Source organism: uncultured Aquincola sp., from assembly GCF_964001545.1.
GTDB lineage: Bacteria > Pseudomonadota > Gammaproteobacteria > Burkholderiales > Burkholderiaceae_C > Aquincola.
Map to the genome: position 1 here is coordinate 16,838 of NZ_CAXFDV010000542.1, position 10,889 is coordinate 27,726.

Genomic DNA, 10,889 nt, shown 5'->3' on the forward strand with positions numbered 1-10,889 from the left:
CGGCCTTTTCACCGGCTTTGCGCCGGGCGGAGCCTTCTACGATGAGTGCCACCCCGCCACGCCCCACTGCCGCTGAGCCATGTCCGTCGATCCTTCGCTTCGCAACCTCGACATCGATGTCCCGGCGCAACCGGAGGCGCTGGTGCGCCTGTCGCTGCTGCTGGCCGACGAGGAGATCAACCTGGATGCGGCCACGCTGCTGATCGAATCCGACATGGCGCTGGCCGCTGCGGTGCTCAAGGCGGTGAACTCGTCCATGTATGGCCTCAAGGGCCGCGTGCAGACGGTGATGCAGGCGGTGCAGTACCTGGGCATGCGCGAGGTGGCCGCCATCACCTTCGAGATGGGGCTGCGTGCCGCCTTTCCGCCCAATGCGCTGCTGGAGCCGGTGTGGCAACGCGCCGGCTACCGCGGGCTGCTGATGGGCCGCATGGCGCAGTTCCTGGGCGTGGACGCCTGGGCCGCGCATTCGGCCGGGCTGTTCGAGGAATGCGGCAAGGCCGTGCTGCTGCGCCATGCCAGCGACCATTACGGCGCCATGCTGCGCGCCGCGCCCAACGACGTGGACCTGCGCACGCTGGAAAAGGCGGGCTTCGGCGTCAGCCACGACGCGCTGGGCGCCGCGCTGTGCGAAAGCTGGGGCCTGGGCGCGCCGGCCGTGGCCAGCGTGCGCCACCATGTGGCCGCGCAGGCGGGCGAGCCGTTTCCGCCGCAGCTGTCCCGGCCCGCGGTGCTGGCGCTGTCGGTCATCGCCCATGTGCTGATGAACGAGCCCGAACTGCTGGAAGACGTGGTGACCCAGGTGGCGCCGCAGGTGCCGCTGGACGAAACGCTGATGCTGCGTGCCGCCCGCAAGGTGGCCGACCAGATGGCCGGCCGTGAGCCGGTGGCGACCCAACACTGAGCCGCCCGCTGTCGGCCCCGTCCGACAGTCGAATGGGCGAGCGGGCGCTGCCGCTGGCAGCGGCCAGCAGGTCCACTGGGCTTTTGCCCGAGGACCCCACGCCATGTTGGAAAAACTGCCCGGCATGCTGGGCCATGCGCTGCGCCACCAGCGCGCCGGCCTGGACGAGACCGTGTTCCACCACACCCCGCTGCGCAGCGGCCTGGGCGCCATCGAGGTGGGCAGCCTGGCCTTTGCCGACCATGCGCCGATCCCGCAGCGCTACACCGCCGATGGCGAAGGCCTGTCGCCCCCGCTGCACTGGCGCAACGTGCCCGCCAACGCCACCAGCGTGCTGCTGATCGTGGAAGACGCCGATGCGCCCACGCCGCACCCGCTGGTGCACGGCATCGTGGTGGACCTGCCGCCCGACCAGACGGCCCTGGCCGAAGGCGCGCTGGACGCCACCGACGACGACGGCACCGAGGCCCATGCCGGCCGCCATTCGTTTTTAGGCAGCGGCTGGCTGCCGCCCGACCCGCCGCCGGGCCATGGCGTGCACCGCTATGTGTTCCAGGTGTTCGCGCTCGGGCCGGGCGAGCCCTTCAGCGCCACGCCCGGCCGCGACGAGGTGCTGGCCGCGCTGCAGCAGCGTGTGCTGGCCGGCGGCTGCCTGATCGGCACCTATGAACGGCCCGATGGTTCGGTGAAGGCCGACGAGCCTGCGACCGCGGACGTGGCGCCTGCCGCCACCGCGCCCTTGGCGCCACAATAGCCCGGGCCGGCACACCCACGTGCCGGGGGCTGTTGCGCATGAAGGTCGTCGTCACACGGGTCTGCCGCATCACACGTGCCACCGCCGGGGCCTGGGCCTGCGCGGGCCTGCTGGCCATGACGGGCGCTGCTGCGCAGGCAGCGGGCCTGCCTTCCACCCAGGTGGCCTGGGTGCCCGCCGCGGTGGATGCCGACATCGACCGCGCCTTTGCCCAGGCCAGGGCCGAGCGCAAGCCGGTGTTGCTGTACTGGGGCGCCACCTGGTGCCCGCCGTGCAACCAGCTCAAGGCCACCTTGTTCAACCGCCAGGACTTCGCGGCGCTGTCGCGCAGCTTCGTGGCGGTGCATGTGGATGGCGACCGGCCCGGCGCGCAGAAGCTGGGCGCCGCCTTCCAGGTGCGCGGCTACCCGACGATGATCCTGCTGCAGCCCGACCGCACCGAGATCACCCGCCTGCCCGGCGAGGTGGATGCGCCGCAGGTGCTGGCCATGCTGCAGGCCGGCCTGGCCGGTGGCCGCCCGGCCACCCAGGTGCTGGCCGATGCCCGCGCCCAACGGCCTTTGAGCGCTGCCGAATGGCGGCTGCTGGCCTTTTATGGCTGGGACATCGACGAATCGCGCCTGGTGCCGGCGGCCGAACGGCCGGCGGTGCTGGCCGCGCTGGCCACTGCGGCCACGCGCGCGCCATCGGCCGATGACGAGGCGCGGACCCGGCTCCTGCTCAAGGCGCTGGCGGCCTCGGTGGAAGGCAAAAGCGGCCTGCAGCCGGATGGCGGCATGCGCAGCCGCGTGGAACGCCTGCTGGCCGATACCGCCGCCGCCCGCAGCCAGATGGACGTGCTGGTGAACGCGGCGCCGGCGCTGCTGAAGGCGCTGGCCCCGCCAGACGGCGCGGGCCGGGCCGAGCTGGCCGCCGCTTTCGAGGCGGCCCTGCTGCGCCTGCAGAACGACACCACGCTCTCGCGCAGCGACCGCATCACCGCGCTGGACGCACGCGTGTCGCTGGCCCGCGGCGGTCAGCCCGAAGATGCGGTGTCGCCGCGCCTGCCCGAGCCCTTGCTCAAGGACGTGCGCGAGCTGGCCACGCGCCTGGACCGCGAAACGCTGGACCCCTTCGAGCGCCAGGCCGTCATTCCCACCGTGGCCTATGTGCAGTCGCGCGCCGGCCTGTGGGCCGACAGCGATGCGCTGCTCAAGGCCAACCTGCCGCGCAGCCCGGCGCCTTACTACCTGATGAGCCAGCTGGGCGGCAATGCGCGCAAGCAGGGTCGCACCGACGAAGCGTTGCGTTGGTATGCACAAGCCTTCGAGCGCAGCGAAGGCCCGGCCACGCGGCTGCAGTGGGGCGCCGGCTACCTGGCGGCGCTGGTGGACCTGGCACCGGCCGATGCCGCCCGCATCGAGCAGGTGGCGGCGCAGCTGTTCACCGAAGCGGCGCGCGACAGCGCGGCTTTTCATGAGCGCAGCGGCCGGTCCTTGCAGCGCCTGGGGCAGAAGCTGGCCGCCTGGTCGGCCGACCGCCCGACGGCGGAGCCGGCGGTGCAGCGGCTGCAGGCCCAGCTCAGCGGCGTGTGCGCGGCGCGCGAGGCAGCCGACGGCCAGCGCGCCACCTGCGAGGCCATCGCGCGCCAGCTTTCCGGCCGCAGCAACCCGCGCGGTTGAGGCGCCACCGGCGCGGCCGGGCGCATCGGCTAACCTCAGCGGGATAGGAGACGTGCCCATGCCCCGCCTGCAGCTCGACAACAACCGCCTGGACCCCGCCATCCGCGACGTGGTGGCCGGCTACCAGCATGCGCTGGTGAGCCAGGTGCAGCAGGCCATCGACGCCCATCCGGTGGTGGTCGTGGGCATGGCGCAGAACCCCTTCGTCAAGCGGGCGCGCCGTGCGCTCGACGCGGCCGGCGTGCGCTACCAGTACATCGAGCGCGGCAGCTACTTCAGCGCCTGGCGCGAGCGGCTGGCGCTGAAGATGTGGTCGGGCTGGCCCACGTTTCCGATGGTGTTCGTGCAGGGCCAGCTGATCGGCGGTGCCGACGAGTTGCAGCGGCTGATCGCCAGCGGCGTGTTGCAGCAGCGCCTGGCGGCCGGCCGCCCCGCGGCCGCATGAAACGCCGCGGCGCCTGGGCGCTGGCCGCGGTGGCGCTGCTGGCCCAGGCCGGTGCGCAGGCCGCGCCCGCGCTCACGCCCTGCCGGCTGGACGGCATCGAGCACGAAGCCCGCTGCGGCCAGGTGGAGCGCCCGCTCGACCCGCAGCAGCCGGGCGGCACCCATATCACGGTGCACTACGCGGTGCTGCCGGCGCTGGCGCGCAACAAGCGGCCCGACCCGGTGTTCTTCTTTGCCGGTGGCCCCGGGCAAAGCAGCATCGAGCTGGCCGGGCCCATCAGCGGCATGCTGGCGCGCTTTCTGAACCGGCGCGACGTGGTGCTGATCGACCAGCGCGGCACCGGCCGCAGCGCGCCGCTGCTGTGCGACGACGACGAAGGCCGCGCGCCGCTGGCGCAGCAGTTCGAGCCGGGGGAGCAGCGCCAGCGCATCGCGCGCTGCCTGGCCACCTTGAAGGCGCTGCCTTACGGCGACCTGCGCCAGTTCACCACGCCCATCGCGGCGGGCGACGTGGACGCGGTGCGCCGGCAGCTGGGCGCTGCGCGCGTCAATCTGGTGGGCGCCTCCTACGGCACGCGGCTGGCGCTGGAAGTACTGCGCCAGTACCCGCAGCAGGTGCGCCGCGTGGTGCTGGACGGCGTGGCCCCGCCCGACATGGTGCTGCCGCAGGCCTTTGCCACCGACCAGCAGCGCGCGCTGGAAGCGGTGTTCAGCGGCTGCGAACGCAACGCCGACTGCCGCAGCCGCCATCCGCAGCTGCGCCAGCGATGGGCCAGCCTGCGCGCCAGCCTGCCGCGTGAATGGACGGTGCGCCACCCCGTGACCGGCGAGGCCGAACGCCAGACCGTGACCGCCGAGGTGCTGGACACGGTACTGCGCGGCCCGCTGTATTCACCGGTGCTGGCCTCGGCCCTGCCGCAGGCGATGGACGAGGCCACGCAAGGCCGGCTGGAGCCGCTGGCCGGCCTGGCCCATGCGGCCAGCGGCCGCCGCGGCGGCACCGGCGTGGCCATGGGCATGCACTTTTCGGTGGTGTGCGCCGAGGACGCTCCGCGCCTGCCGCCGCCGGCGGGCCAGGAAGACCCGCTGCTGCGCCGCTACCGCGACGTGTGCACCGACTGGCCGCGCGGCAGTGTGCCGGCGGCCTTCTACACGCTGCCGCCCGCGCCGGTGCCGGTGCTGTTGCTGTCGGGCGGGCTGGACCCGGCCACACCGCCCCGCCATGGCGAGCGCGTGGCCGCGGCCCTGGGCCCGCGCGCCCGCCATGTGGTGGTGCCCAACGCCGGCCACGGCGTGGCCATGCTGCCCTGCATGCGCGACGTGCTCTACCGCTTTGTCGATACCGCCGACGAAGCCGCGGCGCTGGACCGCGTGAGCGCCGATGCCGCCTGCGCGGTGCAGGTGCCGGCGCCGTTGCCGTTTGCGCCACCGTCGTCTTCCGGGCCGCACAGATGATCGAGGTGCTGGGTTTGAAGAAGGGCTTTGCCAGTGGCCGTGGCCTCAGCGCGCGTGTGGTGCAGGCGGTCGATGGCGTCGACTTTCGTGCCGAGGACGGCCGCATCACCGGCCTGCTGGGCCCCAACGGCGCCGGCAAGACCACCAGCCTGCGCATGGTGGCCGGCCTGCTGGTGCCCGACGAAGGCCGGGTGCTGGTGGACGGCATCGACGTGGCGCTGGAGCCGCAGCGCGCGCTGGCGCGCATGGGCGTGCTCAGCGATGCGCGCGGCCTGTACCCGCGGCTGACCGCGCGCGAGAACATCGTCTACTACGGCCGTCTGCAGGGCATGGCCCGCGCCGCCGCACTGCAGCGGGTGGAGGCGCTGGCCCCGGTGCTGGACATGGCGCCGCTGCTGGACCGCCGCACCGACGGCTTCAGCCAGGGCGAGCGCATGAAGACCGCGCTGGCCCGCGCGCTGGTGCACGACCCGGCCAACATCATCCTGGACGAACCCACCAACGGGCTGGACGTGCTGGCCACCCGCGCGCTGCGCGAGGCCCTGCGCCGGCTGCGCGACGACGAAGGCAAGTGCATCGTGTTTTCCACCCACATCATGCAAGAGGTGCAGCGGCTGTGCGACCGCGTGGTGGTGGTGTCGGCCGGCCGCACCGTGGCCGACGGCAGCGTGGACGAGCTGCTGGCGCGCAGCGGTCAGGCCGACTTCGAGGACGCCTTCGTGCGGCTGGCCTTCGGGCCGCAGGCGGTGGCTTCATGAGGCGGTGGCGCCTGCTGGCCGACGCCTGGGTGGTCTACGGCAAGGAGCTGCTGGACGCGCTGCGCGACCGGCGCACGCTGGCCACGGTGCTGCTCAGTTCGGTGGCGGTGGGGCCGGTGCTGCTGGTGGTGCTGTCGGTGCTGATGGCCGACATGGAGCAGCGCGCCGAGCAGCGCGAGATCCGCGTCGTGGGCATCGAGCAGGCGCCCGGCCTGGCCAACTTCCTGGCGCGCCAGACCTGGCGCGTGCTGCCCGCGCCGGCCGACTACGAAGACCTGCTGCGCCGCAACCGCCTGGGAGATGCGGTGCTGGTGGTGCCGCCGGGCTTCGAGGCGGCGCTGGCCGGCGCGCAGCGGCCGCAGCTGCAGATCGTGAGCAACGGCGCCAATCCGCGCTCGCAGGCCGCGGGCGCGCGCCTGGCGCGGCTGGTGGGCGGCTATGTGAACGAGCGGGCCACGCTGGGCCTGGCTTTGCGCGGCACCTCACCGGCGGTGCTCGACCTGGTGGACGTGCAGCCGCGCGACCTCTCGACCCCGCGCGGGCGGGCGGCGCAGCTGTCGGCCTTCGTGCCCATCCTGGTGTTGATGGCGGTGCTGTACGGGGCGTTGCCGGCCGCGCTCGATTCCACCGCCGGTGAACGCGAACGCGGCTCGCTGGAGCCGCTGCTGATGAACCCGGCCTCGCCCTTGGCGCTGGTGCTGGGCAAGTGGGCGGCGGTGGCCAGCGTGGCCATGGGCGTGGCCTTCCTGGCGTCCTTCAGCTTCCTGCCCGCGCAGTGGCTGCTGCGCAGCGAAACGCTGGCCGCGATGTTCGCCTACGGCTGGCGCGAGGCGCTGATGTTCCTGCTGCTGCTGGTGCCGCTGGCGGCCGCGGTGTCGGCGGTGCTGATGGCGGTGGCCATCCGCTGCCGCAGCGTGAAGGAGGCGCAGGCCAACTCGGCCGTGATCGTGCTGCTGGTCTCGGTGCTGCCGCTGGTGGCGCTGTTCAACGATGCCGGGCCGCAACCCTGGCAGCTCTGGGTGCCGGCGCTGGGCCAGGTGACCTTGATGAACCGGGTGCTGGCCGCGGAAGCCGTGCCTGTGGCCGACCTGCTGGCGCCGCTGCTGGTGTGTGCCGCCCTGGCGGTGGCGGGTGTGCTGGACGTGGCGCGCCGTCTGCGGCCGGCCGCGCTGCGATGAGCGCGATGTGCCCGTCAGTTCAACAGGCAGGCGGTGCCCAGCGTGCGTTCCACTTCGTCCTGCCAGGGCAGGCCGTGCACGATCTCGGTCAGGTGGCGCGCTGCTTCCCAGGCGGTGAGCACCGAGCCGGCGTGGTCCACCAGGCGCAGATTGGTCACCACGCACATCGGGTCGGCCATGGCCACCACGCCGGGGCACAGCTGCACCCAGTCCCAGGCCACGCCGGCTTCCACGTCGCCCAGGGGCCCCACCCACAGCGTGTGGCCGCTCAGGGGCGTGTGGCCGTCGCCCGTGCTCATCACGCGCGTGTCATGGTGCGAGAAGTGCAGGTGGCGCTTGGAAGTCGCCTGCCACAATACGGTTGGCCAGGCATGCAGCGTCCATGAGGGTGTCATTGTTGTTGGCGAGAGTGGAGGGTTGGCTGGCCGCAGGGGGCTGGGCGACGGGTTCACAGTCTTGGTCATCGGCCATGTCGCATCAAGCTGTAAACCTTGACAGGATGAAGGTGCCACAGGGGCAGGTGCAGGAAGTCTGATGCTGCAGGGCCACTATCTCGCGGTGCTAGAAGCCCGCGACATCGATGAATTCAGAAGCGCCGTGCTGCGCTTCACCCAGGACATCGGCTTCAACACGGTCAGTGCGGTGACCGTGGTGGAGCAGCATGGCCAGGACGCCGACTTCATCGCCGTGGGCAATGCGCCGGCGGGTTATGAGGAGGCGCACCACCGTGTGTCCGACTCGCGCCGCGACCCGGTGATGCAGCATCTCAAGCGCCAGAGCGTGCCGCTGGTGTGGTCGCAGGACACCTACCTGAAGACCGGCGTCGGCGACCTGTGGGAAGAGCAGGCTGCCTTCGGCTATCGCACCGGCGTGGCCATGGCCCTTCATTTGCCCGAGGGCAAGCACTTCCTGCTGGGCGTGGACCGCGACCTGCCCTTGCCGGAGGACAAGCGCGAGCTGACCCGCATCGTGGCCGACCTGCAGCTGTTCGCTGTGCATGCGCAGGACACCGCCTTGCGCATCCTGGTGCCGCCCAGCTGCCAGCCCGAGCGGCCGGCGCTGACCGTGCGCGAGGTGGAGGCGCTGAAATGGACGATGGAAGGCAAGACCGCGTGGGAGGTGGGCACGATCCTAGGGATCTCGCAGCGCACCGCGGTGATGCACATTAACAATGCCATGCACAAGCTGGATTGCGCCACCAAGCACCAGGCGGTGCTGAAGGCGCTGCGCCTAGGGCTGATCCACTGACGGGCGCAAGCTGTAAGAGCTTACAGTTACCTGTGACGGACTCGACTGCTGCAATAAGGACGCGTCGCTGTGAAGACGCATCCTCTAAATTCCAGGAGTCGACCATGGCCCAATCGCAATTCAACGCCGCTGCCACCCAGGCTGCCCAGCAAGTGCGCACGCCCGCCCCGCAGGCGGCCACCACCGCGCAAAAGCCTGCTGCGCCCATCGTGCTGGACGAGCGCCTGCTGGGCCAGGTCACCGGCGGCCTGCCCCGCGTCGGCGGCTGGTGATGTGCGTGCCGCGCGCTGCCGGCTGTGCAGCGGGCGGCCTGCCTTGACCTGAGAGCGTGTCCACCCTGTTCCGGCGCGAAGCGCTGGACCACCAGCGTGACCAGTGGCTGGGCCACATCCGGCTGGCGCAGCCCTTGTCGCTGCGCTGGCTGACCGTGCTGGTGGTGGCCGCCGCGTTGGCGGTGGGCAGCTTTCTCTACCTCGGCCACTACACCCGCAAGGCGCGCCTGGCCGGTGAGCTGGTGCCGCAGGGCGGCCTGCTGGAGCTGCGCACGCCGCAGGACGGCGTGGTGCTGGAGCGCCGTGTGCACGAAGGCGACCGTGTGCACCAGGGCGACGTGCTCTACGTGCTGGCGCTGGACCGCAGCAGTGCGCAGGGCGACACCCAGGCCGCCGTGCGCCGCAGCCTGGACGAGCGCCGCCGCAGCCTGCAGGCCGCCGCCGACCGCACGCTGGCACTGCGCGACGAACGCGTGGCGGCCTTGTCCGGCCGCATCCAGGACCTGACGCGTGAGCGCACGCTGATCGACGAGCGCACCGCGCTGCAGCGCCAACGCCTGCAGCTGGCCGAGCAGGCGCTGGCGCAGTTCGAATCGCTGCGCGACCAGGACTTCATCGCCCCCGCGCAGCTGCGCGCCAAGCAGCAGGACGTGCTGGAACAGCGCGAACGCCTGCAGGCGCTGGCCCAGGAAAAGCAGCAGCAGGCCCGCACGCTGGCCGCGCTGCAGGCCGAGCTGCGCGAGCTGCCGCTGCAGGCCGAATCGCAGCTGGGCGAGATCGAGCGGGAGGCCGCCGGCCTGGCCGGCGACACCGCGCAGACCGAAGCCCGCCGCCAGCAGCTGATCCGCGCGCCGCAGGACGGCACGGTGGGCGCGCTGGCGGCCGAGCCCGGTCAGTCGGTGGGGGCTGCCGCCGTGCTGGCGCGGCTGATGCCGGGCGACGCGCCGCTGCTGGCGCAGTTGTATGCGCCGTCCAGCGCCATCGGCTTTTTGCGGCCGGCGCAGCCCGTGTTGATGCGCTACCAGGCCTTTCCGTACCAGAAGTTCGGCGCGCAGCCGGGGCGGGTGCTGCAGATCTCGCGCACGCCGATGCCCGGCCGGCCCGATGCCGAGCCGGTGTACCGCGTGACCGTGGCACTGGAGCGGCAGGCGGTGCAGGCCTATGGCCAACCGCAGCCGCTGCTGCCCGGCATGCAGCTGGAAGCCGATGTGCAGCTCGACCGCCGACGGCTGATCGAGTGGATCTTCGAGCCGCTGCTCGGCATGGCCGGGCGGGTGTAGTCGCCGATGCTCGATCGCCTGAACCTGGGTTGGCGCCCGCGCCGCCGCGTGCCCATGTTGCTGCAGACCGAAGCGGCCGAATGCGGCCTGGCCTGCATCGCGATGGTGGCCGCCGCGCATGGCCTGCACACCGACCTGCCCACCTTGCGGCGGCGTTTTTCGCTGTCGCTCAAGGGCGCTTCGATGGGCGACCTGGTACGCATTGCGGGCGAGCTGCAGCTGGCGCCGCGCGCGCTGCGCGCCGAGCCCGAACACCTGGCCGGACTGCAGCTGCCCTGCGTGCTGCACTGGGACATGAACCACTTCGTGGTGCTGGTGGCGGTGCAGCGGGGCGTCGCGGTGATCCACGATCCGGGGCAGGGCGTGCGGCGGCTGAAGCTGGCCGAGCTGTCGCGGCATTTCACCGGCATTGCGCTGGAGCTGACACCGGCCGGCGGCTTCGCGCCGCGGGTGGAGCGGCAGCCGTTGAGCCTGCGGCGGCTGCTGGGCCGCGTGAGTGGCCTGAAGCGCGCGCTGGCGCAGGTGTTCGTGCTGGCGCTGGTGCTGGAAGCTTTTCTGCTGCTATCGCCGTTCTTGCTGCAGTGGGTGGTGGACGGCGTGCTGGTCAGCGGCGACCGCGACCTGCTGGTGACGCTGGGGCTGGGCTTCGGGCTGCTGGTGTTGCTGCAGGTGGCCACCGGCGCGGTGCGCTCGTGGGCGGTGCTGGTGCTGTCGGCCACGCTCAACCTGCAGTGGCTGTCCAATGTGTTCGCGCATCTGATGCAGCTGCCGGTGGCCTGGTTCGAGAAGCGCCACACCGGCGACATCTGGTCGCGGTTCTCGGCGGTGCAGCAGATCCAGAAGACGCTGACCACCAGCTTCGTGGAAGCGGTGCTCGACGGCGTGATGGTGCTGGCCACGCTGGCGATGATGGCGGCCTACAGCGGCCGGCTCAC

The 10,889-nt window shown here is 72.1% G+C and carries 12 protein-coding genes; 11 read left to right on the forward strand and 1 reads right to left on the reverse strand.

Annotation, left to right across the window (positions count from 1 at the left end):
- Nucleotides 1–79 precede the first annotated feature (79 nt).
- The 7 genes from ABNT58_RS18670 to ABNT58_RS18700 all read left to right on the forward strand — a co-directional run bounded on the left by ABNT58_RS18670 (nucleotide 80) and on the right by ABNT58_RS18700 (nucleotide 7,154).
- Nucleotides 80–904: an HDOD domain-containing protein gene (locus tag ABNT58_RS18670; protein WP_348754941.1), complete on the forward strand. Its 825-nt coding sequence runs from the start codon at nucleotides 80–82 to the stop codon at nucleotides 902–904.
- A gap of 103 nt (nucleotides 905–1,007) precedes the next feature.
- Complete coding sequence (locus ABNT58_RS18675) at nucleotides 1,008–1,658, forward strand: YbhB/YbcL family Raf kinase inhibitor-like protein (protein ID WP_348754942.1); 651 nt, start codon at nucleotides 1,008–1,010, stop codon at nucleotides 1,656–1,658.
- 38 nt (nucleotides 1,659–1,696) lie between these two features.
- Nucleotides 1,697–3,319 carry a thioredoxin fold domain-containing protein gene (locus tag ABNT58_RS18680; RefSeq protein ID WP_348754943.1) on the forward strand — a complete coding sequence of 541 codons (1,623 nt, stop codon included), beginning with the start codon at nucleotides 1,697–1,699 and terminating at the stop codon, nucleotides 3,317–3,319.
- Between the two features lie 58 nt (nucleotides 3,320–3,377).
- Nucleotides 3,378–3,764 (forward strand): glutaredoxin domain-containing protein, encoded by a 387-nt coding sequence (locus tag ABNT58_RS18685; protein ID WP_348754944.1) that lies wholly within the window; start codon nucleotides 3,378–3,380, stop codon nucleotides 3,762–3,764.
- Complete coding sequence (locus tag ABNT58_RS18690) at nucleotides 3,761–5,218, forward strand: alpha/beta fold hydrolase (RefSeq protein ID WP_348754945.1); 1,458 nt, start codon at nucleotides 3,761–3,763, stop codon at nucleotides 5,216–5,218. The genes ABNT58_RS18685 and ABNT58_RS18690 overlap by 4 nt, the downstream gene beginning before the upstream one ends.
- A complete protein-coding gene (locus ABNT58_RS18695; RefSeq protein ID WP_348754946.1) occupies nucleotides 5,215–5,976 on the forward strand; it encodes an ATP-binding cassette domain-containing protein in 762 nt (253 codons plus the stop codon). The genes ABNT58_RS18690 and ABNT58_RS18695 overlap by 4 nt, the downstream gene beginning before the upstream one ends.
- Nucleotides 5,973–7,154 (forward strand): ABC transporter permease subunit, encoded by a 1,182-nt coding sequence (locus tag ABNT58_RS18700; protein WP_348754947.1) that lies wholly within the window; start codon nucleotides 5,973–5,975, stop codon nucleotides 7,152–7,154. The genes ABNT58_RS18695 and ABNT58_RS18700 overlap by 4 nt, the downstream gene beginning before the upstream one ends.
- A gap of 14 nt (nucleotides 7,155–7,168) precedes the next feature.
- On the opposite strand, the gene ABNT58_RS18705 is transcribed toward ABNT58_RS18700, so the two are convergent.
- A complete protein-coding gene (locus tag ABNT58_RS18705) occupies nucleotides 7,169–7,453 on the reverse strand; it encodes a hypothetical protein (protein ID WP_348754948.1) in 285 nt (94 codons plus the stop codon).
- A gap of 235 nt (nucleotides 7,454–7,688) precedes the next feature.
- On the opposite strand from ABNT58_RS18705, the gene ABNT58_RS18710 reads away from it, so the two are divergent.
- The 4 genes from ABNT58_RS18710 to ABNT58_RS18725 form a co-directional block, all read left to right on the forward strand.
- Nucleotides 7,689–8,402, forward strand: a complete 714-nt coding sequence (locus tag ABNT58_RS18710; protein ID WP_348754949.1) for an autoinducer binding domain-containing protein — start codon at nucleotides 7,689–7,691, stop codon at nucleotides 8,400–8,402.
- Nucleotides 8,403–8,506: 104 nt separating this feature from the next.
- Nucleotides 8,507–8,674 carry a hypothetical protein gene (locus ABNT58_RS18715; RefSeq protein WP_348754950.1) on the forward strand — a complete coding sequence of 56 codons (168 nt, stop codon included), beginning with the start codon at nucleotides 8,507–8,509 and terminating at the stop codon, nucleotides 8,672–8,674.
- A 56-nt stretch (nucleotides 8,675–8,730) separates the two neighbouring features.
- The gene (locus ABNT58_RS18720) at nucleotides 8,731–9,954 is read left to right on the forward strand and encodes an HlyD family efflux transporter periplasmic adaptor subunit (RefSeq protein ID WP_348754951.1); all 1,224 of its coding nucleotides are present in this window, start codon (nucleotides 8,731–8,733) and stop codon (nucleotides 9,952–9,954) included.
- 6 nt (nucleotides 9,955–9,960) lie between these two features.
- A partial coding sequence (locus ABNT58_RS18725) for a cysteine peptidase family C39 domain-containing protein (protein ID WP_348754952.1) occupies nucleotides 9,961–10,889 on the forward strand: 929 nt, incomplete at its 3' end.

What these genes read in the sequence shown, in the direction of transcription:
- ABNT58_RS18700 (WP_348754947.1), top strand. Translation starts at nt 5,973, where the DNA reads ATGAGGCGGTGGCGCCTGCTGGCCGACGCCTGGGTGGTCTACGGCAAG.
- ABNT58_RS18705 (WP_348754948.1), bottom strand. Translation starts at nt 7,453, where the DNA reads ATGAGCACGGGCGACGGCCACACGCCCCTGAGCGGCCACACGCTGTGG.
- ABNT58_RS18670 (WP_348754941.1), top strand. Translation starts at nt 80, where the DNA reads ATGTCCGTCGATCCTTCGCTTCGCAACCTCGACATCGATGTCCCGGCG.
- ABNT58_RS18690 (WP_348754945.1), top strand. Translation starts at nt 3,761, where the DNA reads ATGAAACGCCGCGGCGCCTGGGCGCTGGCCGCGGTGGCGCTGCTGGCC.
- ABNT58_RS18680 (WP_348754943.1), top strand. Translation starts at nt 1,697, where the DNA reads ATGAAGGTCGTCGTCACACGGGTCTGCCGCATCACACGTGCCACCGCC.
- ABNT58_RS18685 (WP_348754944.1), top strand. Translation starts at nt 3,378, where the DNA reads ATGCCCCGCCTGCAGCTCGACAACAACCGCCTGGACCCCGCCATCCGC.
- ABNT58_RS18675 (WP_348754942.1), top strand. Translation starts at nt 1,008, where the DNA reads ATGTTGGAAAAACTGCCCGGCATGCTGGGCCATGCGCTGCGCCACCAG.
- ABNT58_RS18715 (WP_348754950.1), top strand. Translation starts at nt 8,507, where the DNA reads ATGGCCCAATCGCAATTCAACGCCGCTGCCACCCAGGCTGCCCAGCAA.
- ABNT58_RS18710 (WP_348754949.1), top strand. Translation starts at nt 7,689, where the DNA reads ATGCTGCAGGGCCACTATCTCGCGGTGCTAGAAGCCCGCGACATCGAT.
- ABNT58_RS18695 (WP_348754946.1), top strand. Translation starts at nt 5,215, where the DNA reads ATGATCGAGGTGCTGGGTTTGAAGAAGGGCTTTGCCAGTGGCCGTGGC.